This window comes from Terasakiella brassicae, from assembly GCF_014641495.1.
GTDB lineage: Bacteria > Pseudomonadota > Alphaproteobacteria > Rhodospirillales > Terasakiellaceae > Terasakiella > Terasakiella brassicae.
The window spans coordinates 22,907-39,591 of the sequence record NZ_BMHV01000003.1 but is presented as its reverse complement, the minus strand read 5'-3'; the positions used below and the strand labels follow the sequence as shown (position 1 = coordinate 39,591).

The following is a 16,685-nucleotide window of genomic DNA, read 5'->3' as shown; positions in this document are numbered from 1 at the left end:
TAAACAAGCCCCGATGCACATTCCGTCATCGGGGCTTTTCTTTTTGTTTAATTCATTACAAGGTCGGGGTAATTTCGATTAAACGACCGCCAAGCCTGACCGGAGAAACCATTTTGGCCAAACCCGTTTCATCATCGGTTTCAACAAAGACGGCACATAATGTCGCCGGACCTTCTGCCGGGGTCAAACGCCCACTGATTTTCTTGGTGAAACGTTCAATCGGGACCGATTTTTCCATTCCGATTACACTGTCATAATCGCCACACATCCCCACATCGGTTTGATAGGCCGTACCGTTTGGTAAAATCTGCGCATCTGCCGTTGGGATATGGGAATGCGTTCCCGCCACCAGCGACACACGCCCATCCAAATATTGACCCATCGCCATTTTTTCACTGGTTGCTTCGGCATGAATATCGACCAAGGCGCCGTGCACGTCACGCCCCAGAACATGCTTATCCAACACCGCAGACAACATGGTAAACGGATCATCCAACGGGTCCATAAACAAACGGCCCATGACTTGTGCCACAAAAAAACGGCGATTATCTTTCATCTCATAGACATGAAAGCCTCGCCCCGGTGTGCCTTCCGGGTAATTCAACGGGCGTAACAGGCGCGGTTCATCGTCAATGAAATTCATAACCTCGCGCTGATCCCATGCATGATTTCCTGTGGTAATGACATCAACACCAACATCATAAAAGGCATCGCAAATCTTGCGGGTAATGCCAAACCCATGCGCAGAATTTTCACCATTGACGATGACAAAATCCAGACCGAGTGTCTCACGCAATTGAGGAATTTGTTCCAAAATTGCTTTTCGACCGCTTCGGCCCATCACATCACCACAATAAAGAAAACGCATATATCTCGTCCATTTTTCAAAAATCACGCTTGGGTGTGAATAACCCGTGTCGGCGTAACAATCCAGTTCATTCTTTGATCCAGCCGATCCATCGGGACATCATCCACAGCCTGTTCATCATAGGCAATTCCGACCGTGGTAACCGTGGGCAAGTTGGCCAAAGTGCGATCATAATACCCCCCGCCAAACCCCAGACGTCCGCCTTGAAGATCAAAGGCCAACAAGGGGACAAGAACCAAATCGGGGATAACAAGCGGTGCGTCTTCGCGGGGATGGAGTGTCCCATGCGGTCCCGCAACCAACACATCACCGGGCAACCATTTGCGAAAAATCAACGGTGTGTTTTTGTTCAACACAACGGGTAACGCACAAACCTGCCCGCGCGCCTGTAAAGACGGCAACAACGCGCGGATATCAAGTTCACCGGACAGAGGCCAGTAGGTCGCGACCCTCTGATAAGATTTGAAATGATCTTCGCCCAAGAACGTTTGCTGCAACAGCGAGGAAAGTTCCGGCTTATTGATCCCTTTGCGTAACGATAGCATACGCAAGCGCAGACGATTTTTTTCTTCCTTTAAAGAATCCACGCATCACCTCGTTGGATTTGACGGCGTGGGTGAAGCCACATAAGCCGTAATGTTGACTAGATCCACCATAGGCCTGCCAAAGCAGGTGGGCGCCGTGTAACCACCCCACGAGGTGGACAGGGACAGCTCCCGATGGTTTCATTATTGGCCCCGGGGATTCTTGAACACCGACGCACTTCGCAGCTTCACCTTGGGCTATATAGTCAGTCTTTCTTGAATTGTCACGCCCTATTGCGCAGAAGGATCGTCCAACTCATCTTCATTGTGAACAATTGCTTCAACATTGCTGCTCACCTCAACACGATCGACATCATCCATGATTTGCGCAATTTCCGTGATTTTTTGTGTCAGGCGATCCAGTTTTTGAACAATCATCTCGTCTTTGCGTTCCCGAACGGCGACACTATGTTCCACCTTATAGGTTTCAAGCTCGTCGTTTTTATCGCTCAGTTCATCTGCCAGCAACAAACTGGTCATCACCATCAAGCGTGTATCGCCCAACTGACCAACCGCAGCCGCCAATTGGCGCACACGGTCATCCACATAACGTCCCAATCGGGAAAGCTGCGCTTCCTGACCTTCTTCACAGGCAATCTCGTAACGGCGACCATTAATGGTAACAGCGACTGAAGCCATTATTCGTCCTCCTCTTCATCCAGAATTTGCTGGACATTGCCGATCAATTTTTCCAGACGCGTGGCAAAATCACTTTTTATTTCATGCAAGGTTTCATTTTGGACGCTGAGGGCCTGATTATTATCTTCGAGCACTGAAATCTTGTCTTTCAGTTCTTCAAACTGCGTATCGTAATCTGCCTCGCTATACGCTTCCAGTGCTTCGGACAGCGCCAGATTATCCTGCTTCAATCCTTCAATCTGGTTCTGCAAAACCTCAACCTGTGCCGCATCGACCTTTGTGCTTTGCGACTCGCAAGCCTGTTCCAGAACCAGAACGGCTTTTTCAAGTCGATCAAACGCAGAAAGAATACGCGGTGATACTTGTGCAGAAACAGACAAGGACGAACCCCATTTCATGTATGCTGAGAAATTCCAAGGCTAAGGTAATGACAAAAAATATGACATTGAGCAAGCCCCAAGCGACTCCATCAAAAACAAAAGTCACGAATACAATGCTTATCTATTCACTTTCGCGCAACTCAGTGCTGGTTTTGACATTGGCTAACGTGCTATAAAATATTAGGTTTTTATAAATGGATATGGAGGATACAATGGCTATTCGCGTGGCGATTAACGGTTTCGGCCGGATTGGACGTCTTTGCTTACGCGCCCTCATTGAAAGTGGGCGAAGCGACCTTGAAATCGTTGCGATTAACGATCTCGGTCCGGTTGACTCCAATGCACATCTCCTGAAATACGACTCCGTTCACGGTATTTTATCGTCCGAGGTTTCCACCACCGATAACGCTATTCTCATTGACGGGACAGCGATTAAATTTACCTCCGAACCCAACCCGGTAAATCTCCCTTGGGCAGAGATGAACATTGATATCGTCTTTGAATGTACCGGGATTTTCAAGACCCGTGACGAAGCGCAGGCCCATCTTGACGCCGGGGCCAAAAAGGTCTTGATCTCCGCCCCCGGAAAAGACGCCGACCTGACGGTTGTTTACGGTGTCAATCACGATCAATTAACCAACCATCATAAAGTCGTTTCCAATGCCTCCTGCACCACCAATTGTCTGGCCCCGGTTGCCGATGTATTGAACAAAGCCGTCGGTATTGAAAAAGGATATATGACCACCGTTCACGCCTACACCGGTGGTCAACGAATGGTCGATATGCTGCACAAAGACATGCGCCGTGCCCGTGCCGGTGCGGTTTCCATGATCCCGACATCAACCGGGGCCGCCAAGGCGGTTGGTCTGGTTTTGCCGGAACTCGCCGGTAAACTGGACGGATGTGCCATTCGCGTCCCAACCCCCAATGTATCCATGATTGATTTAACGTTCGATGCGTCCCGCCCGACAAGTACAGAAGAAATACATGCAGCCATCCTTGAGGCTGCTCAAGGACGTATGAAAGGAGTCTTAGGGGCATATGATGCGCCACTGGTGTCCATTGATTTTAACCATAATCCACATTCCTCCTGTTTTGATTTGACCCAAACAACCGTTATGGGGGGAACTTTGGTACGGGTCTTATCCTGGTATGATAACGAATGGGGGTTTTCCTGTCGGATGCTGGATACGGCCCTTGCAATGGCCAAAACCGGCCTGTAAATCACTGTTATCGCGAATTGGGTGAAGTAGGGGGCGATTTTCGTCCCCTTTTTTGCTATAGAAAGGTTATTATTTCAACAACTGTCCCCAATGCGCGGCACACAAGGTTCTGGCATATGCCAGCAAAGCAGGATCAACATGAATACGCAGCTTTATTTGATTACACCGCCCAGAATTGATTTGGATATTTTTGCCGACACCCTTGTTACGGCACTAGATAGCGGCGAAATCGCCTGCGTTCAACTGCGCCTGAAAGATGTCGATGACGATACAGTCCGCCGTGCATGTGAAAAACTTCAACCGCTTGTACAGGACCGCGATATCGCATTTGTGCTCAATGACCGCCCCGACCTTGCCAAGGAAATGGGCTGCGATGGTGTTCATATCGGACAGGATGACACACCATATAAAAAGGCACGCGAGATTATGGGGAAAGATGCCATTGTCGGTGTCACCTGCCACGATTCCAAACATCTTGCCATGATCGCAGGTGAACAAGGGGCCGATTATGTGGCCTTTGGTGCCTTCTATCCGACCGATACCAAGCAACCTAAATCAAAGGCGGAACCCTGGATTTTGGAATGGTGGACAACCATGTTTGAAATCCCCTGCGTTGCCATTGGTGGCATCACAACGGACAATGCCACACCATTAATCGAAGCGGGAGCAGATTTCCTTGCCGTATGCGGTGGTATTTGGAACCATCCTAAAGGCGTAGAACACGCGGTAAAACACTTTAACAAGCTGTGCGAATAATCTACAATGAGGCAAAAATAATCCCCCCTCTTGAGAAACTGCAAAAACAATGACCATTCGTTTATATATCAAACGATTTTTATCAGTATCCCTTGCCTTGCTGGTCTGCGTCTTTGCATGGGGAATGCACAGCGTTCACGCACAAGAAAAACCGCCGTTACGTATTGCAACCCTGCCCTTGCCGCCTTGGGGCTATAAAACAAATGACGGTATTTCCAAGGGGATTTGTTTTGAATGGGCCAATGCCATTGCCGAACGTATGGGACGCAAAAGTGAGAACAGGATTGTTCCAATGGCACGATTGTTCAAATCACTGGAATATGGCAAAGCTGACTTTTCCATCGTTCTGCGCACCCCTTATTCTGAAAAAATTACCGTCCCGATTGTCAATGTCGGTATTGATTTTCGAACCGTTGTCTGGCCCCGCAAAGGAATAAACATAACAAGTTATCAAGACCTCCAAAACCTCAGCTTAACCGTTGCACGCGGTTTGAAGGTCGGGGGTAAATTTGCAGAACAGGAAAACCTCAACATCGTCCCCTCAATGGATTATGCCCATTCCATGCTTTTGTTTAAAGCTGGACGCGTTGACGCGGTTGTCGGTACAGAACAAAGCCTTGCCTACAATGCCGTTCGCACAGGCCTAAGCACCAGTTCCGACTTTGATACCCCCTTTGAACTGGACCGATTGCAAGGATGGGTTCAGGCCTCGAACCAATTTGTACAACGTGAAGGCCTTGAGGATTTGAAAAAAGCGGCACAAAGCTTGATTGATGATGGAACCTTTCGGCGCATTTACCTGAAATACCAGTCATCCCTTGTGACTTTCAAACGATAAGTTGCCTTTACGTAAAAAGGGTTGGCTTTAGAGGCAACTTCCTGCTAATTTCGCGCCAATTTCAGTGTTTATTTCAGGATATCCAGACCTATGAAGATCAACGGTAACGAAATTCGCCCCGGCAATATCATCAATCACAAAGACGGCCTGTGGCGCGCTGTGAAATGTCAAGCCGTCAAACCCGGTAAAGGCGGTGCCTTCAATCAGGTAGAACTTAAAGACATTCGTGTCGGTACAAAATTGAACGAACGCTTCCGCGCATCAGAAACCGTTGAACGCGTTACCCTTGAACAAAAAGAATATCAATATCTGTACGGTGACGGCGATTTGCTGACATTCATGGATAATGAAACTTACGAACAAATCGAAGCCAACCGTTCCATGTTACTTGATGAACAAGCGCCCTTCCTGACAGACGGCATCACCGTGACCATCGAGTCACACGAAGGTGAAGTTCTTGGCATTACATTGCCGGAAAAAATGGCTTTTGAAATTGCTGAAGCCGACCCGGTTGTAAAAGGCCAGACACAATCATCCTCTTTCAAACCGGCGGTTCTGGAGAACGGTGTTAAAATTTTGGTTCCCCCGCATATCGAAGCAGGAACCCGCGTTGTCGTCAATACAATGGACAGCACTTACGTCGAACGTGCAAAAGACTAAGCCGTCTTCGGCAAAAACACAAAAAAGGGCGCTCACATCAGCGCCCTTTTTTTATGTAAAAACTTCTCTTGCCTAGCACATTTTCTGCAAAGGCAGTTCCAGAATACCTTGCGCCCCGGCAGCCTTTAACGCCGGGATAAGGTCACGTGTTTGCTTACGATCAACAACCGTTTCCACCGCATGCCAATTTTGATCAGACAACGGGTTCACCGTTGGGGAATGTAAACTCGGCAACATCGCGACAATTTCACTCAGGTTGGCATCTGGGGCATTCATTTTTAACAAGACCTTATGACGTGCAGACAGCGCCGCTTGCAACATCAAGGCGATTTGGTCAATTTTGGCCTTTTTCTGTGGGTCTTTTAACGCAGCCTTATTGGCAATCAAGACCGTGTGGGTCTGCATCAATTCTTCAACAATGCGCAACCCGTTGGCCTTGATGGTGGTTCCGGTTTCTGTAATTTCCACAACCGCATCTGCCAAGCCTTGAATGACCTTGGCTTCAGTTGCCCCCCAGGAAAATTCCACATCTGCCTGAACGCCGTTTTCTTCCAGATACCGTTTGGTAAACCCGACAAGTTCTGTCGCAACCCGTTTTCCATCCAGATCCTTGACACTTTGAATGGGGGAGTCTTTTTCCACAACCAGCACCCAACGCGCGGGCTTGTCTGAAACTTTGGAATAAATCAGGTCACTGACGACTTCTACATCCGAATTATTTTCCTGTACCCAATCCAGACCACACAAACCAACATCCAGCACATCATCTTCGATATAGCGCGACATTTCCTGAGACCGCACGAGGGAGCATTCAATATCGTCATCATCAATGACCGGAAAGTAATTGCGTGCCCGTTTCTTGATGCTCCACCCAGCTTGTTCAAACAATTCGATCGTGGCTTCTTCCAGACTTCCCTTCGGAATACCAAGTTTCAAAAAGGCCATTCTTTCGCTCTCTTTCACTTCATCATATAAAAATGGAAATTAATTTGCGACTTCACGCACCAGTCGGAAGCCGATTAAAATATGTTTCATATCCCAACGCCGGTGATGGCGTGCGGCTGCGCGGCACACCCCGCACCCCCGGTCATCCCACGCCCCGCCTTTCACGGTCATGCGAGAAGCTTCACCCGGTGTACTGGTCCATTCATAGACCTGCCCGGCCATATCCAGCACACCAAAGGGGCTAGCCCCTTCCGGAAAGCTGCCCACAGGTAACGTATCGTGCGGTCCAATATCTGCGGTGTTGGCCTTTGCCGGATTAAAGTCATTGCCCCACGGATAAGCCCGACCATCGGTGCCACGTGCCGCTAGCTCCCATTCCCGTTCATTGGGCAGGCGCCAGTATTGTCCGGTTTTTTCAGCCAGCCATTTGGCATAGGCCTGCGCATCTTCATAATTGACTAAAACAACCGGGTGGCGATCCCGTCCTTGCGCATAACCATTTGGCCCCCACGCATACTTGCGCGTACTTTCATAGGTATGGTTCAATCCATAAGATTGCCAGTCCACAATATCAACGTCCGGTGCATCGTAACCGCTATCACGAACGAAAGCCGCATATTGGAAATTGGTAATCGGTGTGCGCGTGATATAAAAACTGCGCAAACGCACCTGTTGCAGCGGTAACTCAGCCTCGTACCAATTTTGTTCACGCGTCACCGGCACACTATAGGCCGCTTCATCTATGTGATAAGCCTTTTCACGTTCACTGTCCGTTGATCCAATGTAAAATACAGAATTCGGGATTAAAGAAAGGGCGGGAACTTCCTGTAACGGATCAATTTTTTGTTTAAACGGTGTACTGGCGCAGCCACTTAAGGCAAGACAACAGATCCCCAATACCAGTTTCTTGAACCTTAATAAAAACATCAATCCCCCCTTGTGCGCATTATTTGATATAACATCCCTTAGGACAGTCATGGACGCAAGCCAAAATACGAAAAAGAAAGGTGAAAAGGAATGAGAAAGCCGATCCAGCGCAGACTTCTCATCAGCAACGATGTTAAAGAGGCCTTTTTTAATAAAAAAGGCGTTGTTGCACTGGAAAGTACCGTGATCACACATGGCCTTCCCTATCCCGACAATTTAAAAACCGCGCTCGCCCTTGAAGAAACCATCAGACAACAGGGCTGCACCCCGGCCACCATCGCCGTCATTGACGGTATCATCCGGGTGGGATTGAACATTCAAGAACTGGAACACTTGGCACAGGACCAAAACGCCCTAAAGATCAGTAGGCGCGATATGCCCTATGCCCTGTCCCAGAAAAAAAATGGCGGCACAACGGTTGCCACCACAATGATGATTGCCGAACACGCCAATATTCGTATCTTCGCCACTGGTGGTATCGGGGGCGTTCATCGTGGTGTGGGCGAAACGTTCGACATTTCCGCCGACCTTGAAGAACTCGGCCGTTGTAACGTCTGTGTCGTTTGCGCCGGGGCCAAGGCTGTTCTTGATATCCCCAAGACGTTAGAGGTACTGGAAACAAAAGGGGTTCCGACCATATCGTTTGGATGTGATGATTTCCCGGCTTTTTATTATCGCAACAGCGGCGTTAAGGGCGCCTATCGACTGGACCGTGTGGAGGAAATCACAGACCTGTTGATCCATAAATGGAATATGATCGGCTGGCCCGATGGTCTGGATTTCAAAGGGGGTGTTCTCATTGGCAACCCAATAGCCCCCGAGTTTGAATATCCCAAGGAAGAAGTCGAAACATGCATCAAACAGGCCTTGGAAGAAATGACTGTCAGCGGACGCGATGTGACACCTTATCTACTGGCCCGGCTTGCGGATTTAAGTCAGGAGAAAAGCAAGACCAGTAATATTGCCTTGTTAAAAAATAATGCGGCCCTGGCTGCAAAAATCGCGTGTCGCCTCAGTGAGAAACTGAGTTAAAAATTACTGATCGGCCCGTTCGCAGATTTTAGACCATCGCCCAAAACATAAAAATCAACCCCGTCAATGGCGAAAAACACCAAACCGGTCACAAGGATCACCCAAAGGCCGATCTTAATATTCCCGCTTTCGTGTAACTGATAGGTTTTCGCCGCTTGGTTCATATGACTGGGAAGCAGAATTTCCACCTCCCCCTTTGTCGGTTCTTCAGAATGCATCAGATTTTTAAAATTATCGCCAATACTTGAAAACCCACGGTGTAAAATATTGTACTCGCTTAAAAACGGTAAAAAAATCGCCAATAAAAAAAACACACCCGCGATCATCCCGAAATAGGGAACATATCCTTTAGAAAAGGCATGACCGACAAACAAGGATGAAGCAATCATCAAAGCAAATGAAAGAATGAAAAGTTTCTGCATGTTCAAACGTACTATTAAAGTTATGTTTAAAAGCATATCCTATCGTTGCGTTGATTAGAACCTTCGAACCTGTTTATTTACAATTTAAGTCAGACATATGAACCAATCTGCACAGTCCCCCCTCAAAAATCCGGCCTATCGCAATTTGTTTGGTGCACAAGTTACCTCATTGGTCGGAACCGGGCTGACCACGGTTGCACTGGCTTTGCTTGCTTATGACATGGCGGGTGAAAATGCGGGGCAGGTTCTGGGTACCGCCCTTGCCATCAAGATGATCGCCTATGTCTGCGTGGCCCCAATCGCCGGCGGTTTTGCCCATCTTCTTCCGCGCAAACAAACCCTGATTTTGCTGGATATTGTGCGTGCAGGCCTCATACTCACCCTGCCCTTTTTATCGACACAATGGCAGCTCTATGGCGTTATCTTTGCCCTCAACGTTTGTTCTGCCTGCTTTACACCGCTTTTTCAATCCACAATTCCCGACTTGCTGCCCAACGAAGAGCGTTATACCAAGGCACTGTCTTATTCCCGGTTGGCCTATGATCTGGAAAACCTGCTCAGCCCGACATTGGCGGCCCTGCTTTTATCCATCTGGAGTTTCGACAGCCTTTTCCTGTTAAACGGTCTGACGTTTTTGGGATCTGCCTTATTGGTGGTCCTCACGGCTTTGCCCAAACAAGCGATTGCCGAGCGCGAATCGTCCCTCTGGCACAATATAAGTTTCGGGATTAAGGCGTACCTGCGTACCCCTCGTTTGCGTGGCCTGTTGGCCCTGCATGGGGCTGTCGCCTGCGCAGGTGCGATGGTGATTGTCAATACGGTCATTTATGTGCGTGCCCATTTGGGACTGGGGGAAAGTGAAACAGCTTACGTTATGATGGCATCGGGTGCAGGATCCATGCTCGTTGCGCTCTTTCTTCCTCGGCTCCTAAAAACAGTACCGGATCGCCCGATGATGATCTTGGGGGGCAGTCTGATTGCCTCGGCCCTTTTATGGGGCGTCATCCTGCCCGGTCTGGGCGGATTACTGATTATCTGGTTTTTATTGGGGGCCGGCTGGTCACTCATTCAAACACCAGCGGCCCGCGTAGTCACACGATCCACCACCCCGTCTGATCGGGCTGCTTATTTCAGTGCTAACTTTGCCCTGTCCCATGGCGCTTGGTTTATCGGTTACAGTTTGGCAGGCTGGCTGGGGGCCAATATCGGTCTTTCCCAAACCTTTGCGATTCTCGCCTGTCTTGCTTTTCTCATGACCTTATGGGCCTTAAAGCTGTGGCCGACCAATGACCCGGTCGTTATTGAACATAGTCATCCGGCACATTCCCACGATCACCCCCATACCCACAAAGACCCCCATCATCATCACCCCCATGAAGGTTGGGAAGGGCCAGAACCGCATATTCATGAACATCGCCACAAAGAAACACGCCACGCCCACCCCTTTGTCATCGATGCCCATCATGTCAAATGGCCGCAACGTTGATATGAAAAAAGGCTTCCGATTTCTCGAAAGCCTTTTTAGAACGAGATCTGAAATCTCTATTTACATTCACCGATAGAGCCTTCGGCACAGACACGACCATCAACCCATGTGGCGTTGCTTAAGTTTGCCTGAAAGAAAACCGCCCCTTGAATATTCGCCCCTTGAAGGTTTGCCCCGCGAAGATCCGCGTCAACCAATAGGGCTTTTGTCATATTTGACAGCATCAGATTGGCATTTTGCAGGTTTGCAGCATGTAACTGGCTAAAGGAAAGGTTCGCCAATGTCAGGTCAGCCCCTTTCAGATTGATGATCTCCATATTGGAGCCTTGCAGATTAATGCGCTTCATATTCGCCCCGTCCAGACGCATCTTCGGCATGGAGGAATAGCTCATGTCCACACCTTCGATTTGTGCCCCAACGCGAATTGCATCCGTACACTGGGCCTCGGGTTCAAATTTACATCGGGTATTAATGTCATTTTTGGGATCAATTTGATCTGTCCAGGCCTGTGCAGATGTTGCCAGACCAAGCCCGAAGACGGCAGTTAAAAAAGCATGCTTCAATATGTTAGACATCATCTAACTCCACTATTTATATGTTGAATAAATAATACATGCGAAAATAAAGCACCTCATTAACCTTAATCAATTAGATAAATGTAATAATAAATATTTAACATTAATTAAATGTATTATTCTATACGTCCATTGACGAAGGGCCTGAAGAGAAGACTTTCCAGTTTCAAAAAAGTCTTCTCTTCGTTAAACGCACATCAGGATTTTCCAAAAACTTCGTTGATTTGCTGCGAAACCATCACAAAGGTCGTGCGTTTCGACAATTCCTTTAAACTTTGCGCCCCAACGTATGTACAGGTCGAACGCACACCGCCGAGGATTTCACTTAAGGTTTCTTCCACCGGGCCCCGATAGGGGATTTCAACACGTTTGCCTTCACTGGCGCGATATTTCGCCACACCGCCATAATGCTTATGCATGGCTGTATCCGAAGACATGCCGTAAAATTCGAGGAACTTTTCCTCACGTACAATTTGCCGGTTGTTTTCATCCAACTCATTCGTCAGGTAGCGTCGAGTTAAAATCTCCCCATCGCTTTCATCGTGACCGGCCAACATACCGCCCAGCATGACAAAGTCCGCACCGGCAGCAAATGCTTTTGCCACATCACCGGGAACCGTACATCCCCCATCGGCACACACAAGGCCTTTCAGCCCGTGGGCGGCGTCTGCACATTCAATAACCGCAGATAATTGAGGATAGCCCACACCCGTCATTTTACGGGTTGTACAAACCGAACCCGGCCCAATACCCACTTTGACAATATCGGCCCCAGACAGGATCAACTCTTCCGTCATTTCACCCGTCACCACGTTTCCGGCCATAATGACTGTATTGGCGTGTTTTTTACGGATACGTTCCACAATACGCGCGAACCGTTCGCTGTATCCATTGGCGACATCCAGACAAATGAAAACAGGTTGATCCTTGGGGCGATTTTGCGCGATTTTCATCACGGCATCCAGTTTTTCACCATCCTGATCAGTAATGCCGAAAGAAAAGAACGTACTATTCCACGCATTCAGCCCACCTTCGGCTGGTTCCAACGGGATATTTTCCTGCGGTTCTGCACGTTTTGCTTCAACAAATTCCTGATAGTCTTCCAACCCATAGAACTTATGCAACGCTGTCATTGCACCGTGTTCTGCCAGTTTTTTTGCCATACGGAAAGTACCCACCGTATCCATATTGGCAGCAATGATCGGCACACCTTTCCAATGATATGGGGAATGCGGAAATCTGAATTCGCGCTGCATATCCACTTCGGAACGTGACAGCAAATAAGATCGTTTGGGACGGATGAGAACGTTTTTATAGTCAAGTTTGACTTCAGTATCGATACGCACGGGCCAATGGCTCCCTTATTAATAGCACCGATTCCTGACATTATCACTTTCTTGACCGAATGGACAATAATTAAAAAAACGGCGTGCAAGTTTATAAAACTTACACGCCGAGTTGCACTGGTATCTTGGGAGTGAGGGGGCAACTAAGATGCGGGATTAAGCAGCATCTTTATGTACCAGTGCCTTGGGGTTATCTGCGGTGATTTCAATTTTTCGCGGTTTCAGGCTTTGCGGAATTTCACGTACCAGATCCACATGTAACAAACCGTTATCCATGCTCGCCCCAACCACTTTCACATGGTCGGCAAGCTCAAAGCGTTTTTCAAAGGCGCGCCGTGCAATCCCGCGATGCAGGAACTCACGCTCAGCAGCTTCTTCCGTTTTGGCTTGTGCCGTGATTTCAAGACTGTTTTCTTTCACCGTAATCTCAATATCATCACGGCTGAAACCGGCAACGGCCAAACTAATTCGATAGGCGTCTTCACCGCTGACTTCAATGTCATAGGGCGGATAGGCGTTGGCGGCTGTATCAAGGCGTGCGGCAGCTTCCAGAGCGCGCTGCATACGATCAAAACCAACAGAAGAACGCAAAAGAGGTGTTAAGTCAAAACTACGCATGTCCATATTCTCCTCTGAGCAACATGGTTGAAAATCACAAGCCTTCCCATCATGGGCAAGGCGGTTTAACAACAAGGAATTTGATTTGAAAGACCCGCTTGGCGGCATCGTTTCGTCCTTGTGTACAGAGGAATTAGGCAGCGTTTTTCAGGGATGCAAGGGGGCGGTAAAATATTTTTTCCAGCGGTTTTTCAAACAGGCTTAATCTTCGCCAAACAATTCCAAATGCCAACTCAGCTCTTCGTCCGTCAAAGGGTATTCGCCCTTCTGTGTGGCTTTTAAAATATTTCCAATCGGCATTTTCGCTAATTTAAACTGTAAACTTTCGCCTAAATAAGCCGGAATACCCGCCCGCCATGCCAAAGCCATCATCCCTTTTGCGCTTTGCGACGAAATAATTTTTTTCACTTTCACACGACGCATTTTCGACAGAACAGACAGGGCCGCAATGACATATTGCCATTGCGATTCGTCGATCCAGTCGATCAATATCTCTTCGTCCAGCTTGCCTTCTTCGTCAAGTTGCCTGACCTCATCAATGGGATCGCTGATCCCTCCTTCTTCCTCTTCGATCTCTGCATCAAGGCCATCACACTCAATACGCTTTTTGACCTCTTTCTTGATACTGACGATCACAGCATCATCAAGATCTTCGCGTTTTTCCAAAGATTTAAGCAAGTTATCCGCTAGATAATGCGCCATACGTTTTGCGGCGTTTGAACTGAGTTGCGGACGTTTGACCAAAGGCACATGCCATTCGGCAATATCATGCGCACGCTCTGCCAACAGATCGAGTGCTTCTTCGCGAATCTGTGCGCTTTTATTGCCCAGAAGGTCGGCAATCGCGCTTCTTTCATTGGTCGAGATAACCGCATCTGAAACCGATTCTGACACATGGGCGCGTTTTGAAATCGCATTCAACGCCCCTTTCGCATGGGTCGAAGAAATAATTTCCAGCAAGTCTTCGTCACTTAAAACCGGGGAGAATTGCAAAACCGGGCCGGAAACAACCAATTCCATATCACTGGCAAGCTGTCGGATCACATCACAGGGCACCCCATCGACATCCTTCAAGGTTTCCGACAAGATCTGGCGCACCTTGATCGCCTGATCGCGCGACAGAACCATAAGCGCCTCATAGGTCAGAGCCTGAATTTTATCCCGCTCTGCCTCACTGACATCCGGGGCAAGTTTGGCAATTTTTTCCGTTAAGGGTAAACGTACGCCTTCATCCCGATCACTTGCCAACAAAAGGTCAGCCTGACGCGGTGTCGCCGGGTTCAACGCGATATGGCGTCGGACCTCCATTTCCTCGTCTTCTGCCAGATAATAAAGGATTTCAGGCCGGATATCTTCACGCTGTGCCAAGAGACAACGCACGCTGACATCTTCGTGTGATGCCAACTCCTGCATTTCTTCATACGTGAGTTTCTCGTTGGCAGCACGTTTTTTATCGATATCCTTCATAGTCTACACTGTCTCTTATTTTTTATCTCTTTCGATAGTTTTGCGGTCTTCTGTCCTTTTTTGCAACCCAAATCACAAAATAAAGGCGACAGACCTGTGAAGATCTGCCGCCTTTTTTCTCTTTTCCCAAATCCATACGGATTTTAAGGAGCGTCTATCCCGACATAAGAGGGTCGCAAAATAACTTGCGCGCGCCTTATTTGATGCCGAAGTTGGAGAAACGCTTGTTGAATTTCGCTAGCTGCCCGCCGGAATCGAGCAAGCGGTGAACGCCTGTCCAAGCCGGGTGAGCTTTCGGGTCGATGTCCAGTTTCATAACGTCACCTTCTTTGCCCCAAGTGGAACGTGTTGTGAAGGTAGAACCGTCTGTCATTTGAACGGTAATTTCGTGGTATTCAGGATGAATGTCTTTTTTCATATCTTCGTCTCAGTTTCTTACGTCCCGCACATGGCAGAACAGAGTTGTCGGGAAAACGAGGCGCCTATATACCGACTATACTTGCCCGGTGCAAGGCCTTCTTTGCATTTTTATGTAAATCACCTTGCCGCCCCCTCATCACGTTGCTATATCCGCTTGAGTGTTTGACCATTATAAGGGAAATTCCAATGGCTCTTGATGAAACCCGTTTTAACGCAATTGCGGACGAACTGCTTGAAAATCTGTTCGATCAACTGGATGATGCCATTGGGAATCATGCCGATGTCGACTTGCAAGACGGGATTCTCAATATCGAACTGGATGCAGGTGGTGTCTATATCATCAACAAGCACGGCCCCAACCGCGAAATCTGGATGGCCTCCCCCAAAAGCGGGGCAACGCATTACGCTTATGACGGCACAGACTGGATTGGAACACGCGATCAGGCCAACTTGCTGGAACGATTAAGCGAAGAGTTGAAAGTCACCTTATAATGAACCCCGTTTTGATTGAAGTCACACGCGGGTCCATCGTCGAAAGCCAGCATCGCGGTGCGTTTTGCGTTGTCGATACCCAGCGCAATGTCGTTGCCTGCCAAGGTGATATCAACACCCCTGTCTTTCCCCGCTCCAGCATCAAGGCCATACAAGCCTTGCCCATGATGGAAAGCGGCGCAGCGGATACCTATGGGTTCAGCGATGAAGAAATTGCGCTTGCCTGTTCCTCGCATAACGGTGAAATTGTTCATGTCGGCGTGGCCCAAGCCATGCTGAACAAACTCGGTTTATCCAAGGACATGTTGCAATGTGGCTCCCATTGGCCCATGAGCGAAGAAGCCGGGCGCCATCTTGCAATGGAAGGGGAAACACCTTGTTCCCTGCACAACAACTGTTCCGGCAAGCATTCCGGTTTTCTGGCCTATCTCAAAAAAGAAAAGATCATGCCCACAGGGTACGGTCAACCTGACCATATGTTGCAGAAAAAAATCCGGGATGCATTGGAAGATGTCTGTGAAATTGATCTGTCCACAGCCCCGATTGGCATTGATGGCTGCGACATTCCCACATGGGCGATTCCCTTAAAAAATCTTGCCCTCGGGTTTGCCAAATACAGTCAGCCCGATTTATTTTTTGCACCAGAGCGTACAAAAGCAATTCGTCGCATCACACAATCTGTCTTTGCCCATCCTTACATGGTGGCGGGTAAAGACCGCTATGATACCCGATTAATGGAAGCCTTCCCCGGGCGCATCTTCAGCAAAGTCGGTGCAGAAGGTGTCTTCTGCGCCTTTATCCCTGAACGCGGCTTAGGAATTGCGGTCAAATGTGACGATGGCACCTTGCGCGGCGCAGAAATTATGCTCAGTCTTGTACTGGAAGATCTTGGCATCTTTACCAAAGAAGATTTCGATAAAGCGGGGATTCTGGACCTATTGATCCATCCCCTCAAAAATCGTAACGGCGTTCATGTCGGTGACATCCGCCGCGCCACGACATAAGGC

The 16,685-nt window shown here is 48.5% G+C and carries 20 protein-coding genes and 1 other RNA gene; 8 read left to right on the top strand and 13 right to left on the bottom strand.

Translation table 11 applies throughout. The features are described from left to right. Nucleotides 1-55 precede the first annotated feature (55 nt). The 5 genes from IEW74_RS02545 to IEW74_RS02525 all read right to left on the bottom strand — a co-directional run bounded on the left by IEW74_RS02545 (nucleotide 56) and on the right by IEW74_RS02525 (nucleotide 2,489). Nucleotides 56-868 carry a TIGR00282 family metallophosphoesterase gene (locus tag IEW74_RS02545; protein ID WP_188661107.1) on the bottom strand — a complete coding sequence of 271 codons (813 nt, stop codon included), beginning with the start codon at nucleotides 866-868 and terminating at the stop codon, nucleotides 56-58. 23 nt (nucleotides 869-891) lie between these two features. After that, complete coding sequence (locus tag IEW74_RS02540; RefSeq protein ID WP_229734213.1) at nucleotides 892-1,455, bottom strand: 5-formyltetrahydrofolate cyclo-ligase; 564 nt, start codon at nucleotides 1,453-1,455, stop codon at nucleotides 892-894. 28 nt (nucleotides 1,456-1,483) lie between these two features. Beyond that, nucleotides 1,484-1,644, bottom strand: a non-coding RNA gene (gene ssrS / locus IEW74_RS02535) — 6S RNA. Between the two features lie 39 nt (nucleotides 1,645-1,683). Next, nucleotides 1,684-2,091: a cell division protein ZapA gene (locus IEW74_RS02530; protein WP_188661103.1), complete on the bottom strand. Its 408-nt coding sequence runs from the start codon at nucleotides 2,089-2,091 to the stop codon at nucleotides 1,684-1,686. Then, entirely contained in the window at nucleotides 2,091-2,489 is a 399-nt protein-coding gene (locus tag IEW74_RS02525; protein ID WP_188661102.1) for a hypothetical protein, read from the bottom strand. Before IEW74_RS02525 ends, IEW74_RS02530 begins: the two co-directional genes overlap by 1 nt. 194 nt (nucleotides 2,490-2,683) lie before the next feature. Between IEW74_RS02525 and gap the strand changes: the two genes are divergently transcribed. From gap to efp, 4 genes are all read left to right on the top strand, one after another. Further along, nucleotides 2,684-3,694 (top strand): type I glyceraldehyde-3-phosphate dehydrogenase, encoded by a 1,011-nt coding sequence (gene gap / locus IEW74_RS02520; RefSeq protein ID WP_188661100.1) that lies wholly within the window; start codon nucleotides 2,684-2,686, stop codon nucleotides 3,692-3,694. Between the two features lie 138 nt (nucleotides 3,695-3,832). Next, complete coding sequence (gene thiE / locus IEW74_RS02515) at nucleotides 3,833-4,450, top strand: thiamine phosphate synthase (RefSeq protein ID WP_188661090.1); 618 nt, start codon at nucleotides 3,833-3,835, stop codon at nucleotides 4,448-4,450. A gap of 49 nt (nucleotides 4,451-4,499) precedes the next feature. Beyond that, complete coding sequence (locus IEW74_RS02510; RefSeq protein ID WP_188661087.1) at nucleotides 4,500-5,288, top strand: substrate-binding periplasmic protein; 789 nt, start codon at nucleotides 4,500-4,502, stop codon at nucleotides 5,286-5,288. A 90-nt stretch (nucleotides 5,289-5,378) separates the two neighbouring features. Next, nucleotides 5,379-5,948, top strand: coding sequence for an elongation factor P (efp, locus tag IEW74_RS02505; RefSeq protein ID WP_188661084.1), 570 nt, complete (start codon nucleotides 5,379-5,381; stop codon nucleotides 5,946-5,948). Between the two features lie 72 nt (nucleotides 5,949-6,020). Here the strand turns inward: efp and hisG are convergent, their stop codons facing one another. Both hisG and IEW74_RS02495 read right to left on the bottom strand, forming a co-directional pair. Further along, entirely contained in the window at nucleotides 6,021-6,893 is an 873-nt protein-coding gene (gene hisG / locus IEW74_RS02500) for an ATP phosphoribosyltransferase (protein ID WP_188661081.1), read from the bottom strand. A gap of 39 nt (nucleotides 6,894-6,932) precedes the next feature. Beyond that, entirely contained in the window at nucleotides 6,933-7,820 is an 888-nt protein-coding gene (locus tag IEW74_RS02495; protein WP_188661077.1) for a formylglycine-generating enzyme family protein, read from the bottom strand. 90 nt (nucleotides 7,821-7,910) lie between these two features. Here IEW74_RS02495 and IEW74_RS02490 point away from each other — a divergent pair, with 90 nt between their 5' ends. Next, entirely contained in the window at nucleotides 7,911-8,852 is a 942-nt protein-coding gene (locus IEW74_RS02490; protein ID WP_188661064.1) for a pseudouridine-5'-phosphate glycosidase, read from the top strand. Here the strand turns inward: IEW74_RS02490 and IEW74_RS02485 are convergent. Then, on the bottom strand, nucleotides 8,849-9,274 hold the full coding sequence (locus tag IEW74_RS02485; protein WP_188661061.1) for a hypothetical protein: 426 nt from the start codon (nucleotides 9,272-9,274) through the stop codon (nucleotides 8,849-8,851). The two genes, IEW74_RS02490 and IEW74_RS02485, sit on opposite strands and share 4 nt — an antisense overlap. Before the next feature lie 97 nt (nucleotides 9,275-9,371). Between IEW74_RS02485 and IEW74_RS02480 the strand changes: the two genes are divergently transcribed. Next, entirely contained in the window at nucleotides 9,372-10,760 is a 1,389-nt protein-coding gene (locus tag IEW74_RS02480) for an MFS transporter (protein ID WP_188661058.1), read from the top strand. Nucleotides 10,761-10,816: 56 nt separating this feature from the next. Here IEW74_RS02480 and IEW74_RS02475 read toward each other — a convergent pair whose 3' ends face one another. From IEW74_RS02475 to rpmE, 5 genes are all read right to left on the bottom strand, one after another. After that, nucleotides 10,817-11,335 carry a pentapeptide repeat-containing protein gene (locus IEW74_RS02475; RefSeq protein ID WP_188661055.1) on the bottom strand — a complete coding sequence of 173 codons (519 nt, stop codon included), beginning with the start codon at nucleotides 11,333-11,335 and terminating at the stop codon, nucleotides 10,817-10,819. Nucleotides 11,336-11,532: 197 nt separating this feature from the next. Beyond that, a complete protein-coding gene (locus tag IEW74_RS02470) occupies nucleotides 11,533-12,681 on the bottom strand; it encodes a GMP reductase (RefSeq protein ID WP_188661052.1) in 1,149 nt (382 codons plus the stop codon). Nucleotides 12,682-12,837: 156 nt separating this feature from the next. Beyond that, on the bottom strand, nucleotides 12,838-13,299 hold the full coding sequence (locus tag IEW74_RS02465; RefSeq protein WP_188661048.1) for an Hsp20 family protein: 462 nt from the start codon (nucleotides 13,297-13,299) through the stop codon (nucleotides 12,838-12,840). Between the two features lie 201 nt (nucleotides 13,300-13,500). Then, the gene (locus IEW74_RS02460; RefSeq protein ID WP_188661045.1) at nucleotides 13,501-14,766 is read right to left on the bottom strand and encodes a DUF2336 domain-containing protein; all 1,266 of its coding nucleotides are present in this window, start codon (nucleotides 14,764-14,766) and stop codon (nucleotides 13,501-13,503) included. 196 nt (nucleotides 14,767-14,962) lie between these two features. Then, nucleotides 14,963-15,184 (bottom strand): 50S ribosomal protein L31, encoded by a 222-nt coding sequence (gene rpmE / locus IEW74_RS02455; protein ID WP_188661043.1) that lies wholly within the window; start codon nucleotides 15,182-15,184, stop codon nucleotides 14,963-14,965. A 188-nt stretch (nucleotides 15,185-15,372) separates the two neighbouring features. On the opposite strand from rpmE, the gene cyaY reads away from it, so the two are divergent. Together cyaY and IEW74_RS02445 are read left to right on the top strand one after the other, a co-directional pair. Next, nucleotides 15,373-15,678, top strand: a complete 306-nt coding sequence (cyaY, locus tag IEW74_RS02450; RefSeq protein ID WP_188661040.1) for an iron donor protein CyaY — start codon at nucleotides 15,373-15,375, stop codon at nucleotides 15,676-15,678. Continuing rightward, nucleotides 15,678-16,682: an asparaginase gene (locus tag IEW74_RS02445; RefSeq protein WP_229734212.1), complete on the top strand. Its 1,005-nt coding sequence runs from the start codon at nucleotides 15,678-15,680 to the stop codon at nucleotides 16,680-16,682. The genes cyaY and IEW74_RS02445 overlap by 1 nt, the downstream gene beginning before the upstream one ends. Nucleotides 16,683-16,685: the final 3 nt, after the last annotated feature.

Coding starts and splice junctions, on each gene's coding strand:
- IEW74_RS02495 (WP_188661077.1), bottom strand. CDS start 7,820: ATGTTTTTATTAAGGTTCAAGAAACTGGTATTGGGGATCTGTTGTCTT.
- IEW74_RS02530 (WP_188661103.1), bottom strand. CDS start 2,091: ATGGCTTCAGTCGCTGTTACCATTAATGGTCGCCGTTACGAGATTGCC.
- efp (WP_188661084.1), top strand. CDS start 5,379: ATGAAGATCAACGGTAACGAAATTCGCCCCGGCAATATCATCAATCAC.
- IEW74_RS02485 (WP_188661061.1), bottom strand. CDS start 9,274: ATGCAGAAACTTTTCATTCTTTCATTTGCTTTGATGATTGCTTCATCC.
- IEW74_RS02525 (WP_188661102.1), bottom strand. CDS start 2,489: ATGAAATGGGGTTCGTCCTTGTCTGTTTCTGCACAAGTATCACCGCGT.
- IEW74_RS02480 (WP_188661058.1), top strand. CDS start 9,372: ATGAACCAATCTGCACAGTCCCCCCTCAAAAATCCGGCCTATCGCAAT.
- gap (WP_188661100.1), top strand. CDS start 2,684: ATGGCTATTCGCGTGGCGATTAACGGTTTCGGCCGGATTGGACGTCTT.
- hisG (WP_188661081.1), bottom strand. CDS start 6,893: ATGGCCTTTTTGAAACTTGGTATTCCGAAGGGAAGTCTGGAAGAAGCC.
- IEW74_RS02475 (WP_188661055.1), bottom strand. CDS start 11,335: ATGTCTAACATATTGAAGCATGCTTTTTTAACTGCCGTCTTCGGGCTT.
- thiE (WP_188661090.1), top strand. CDS start 3,833: ATGAATACGCAGCTTTATTTGATTACACCGCCCAGAATTGATTTGGAT.
- IEW74_RS02460 (WP_188661045.1), bottom strand. CDS start 14,766: ATGAAGGATATCGATAAAAAACGTGCTGCCAACGAGAAACTCACGTAT.
- IEW74_RS02545 (WP_188661107.1), bottom strand. CDS start 868: ATGCGTTTTCTTTATTGTGGTGATGTGATGGGCCGAAGCGGTCGAAAA.
- rpmE (WP_188661043.1), bottom strand. CDS start 15,184: ATGAAAAAAGACATTCATCCTGAATACCACGAAATTACCGTTCAAATG.
- IEW74_RS02445 (WP_229734212.1), top strand. CDS start 15,678: ATGAACCCCGTTTTGATTGAAGTCACACGCGGGTCCATCGTCGAAAGC.
- cyaY (WP_188661040.1), top strand. CDS start 15,373: ATGGCTCTTGATGAAACCCGTTTTAACGCAATTGCGGACGAACTGCTT.
- IEW74_RS02510 (WP_188661087.1), top strand. CDS start 4,500: ATGACCATTCGTTTATATATCAAACGATTTTTATCAGTATCCCTTGCC.
- IEW74_RS02490 (WP_188661064.1), top strand. CDS start 7,911: ATGAGAAAGCCGATCCAGCGCAGACTTCTCATCAGCAACGATGTTAAA.
- IEW74_RS02465 (WP_188661048.1), bottom strand. CDS start 13,299: ATGCGTAGTTTTGACTTAACACCTCTTTTGCGTTCTTCTGTTGGTTTT.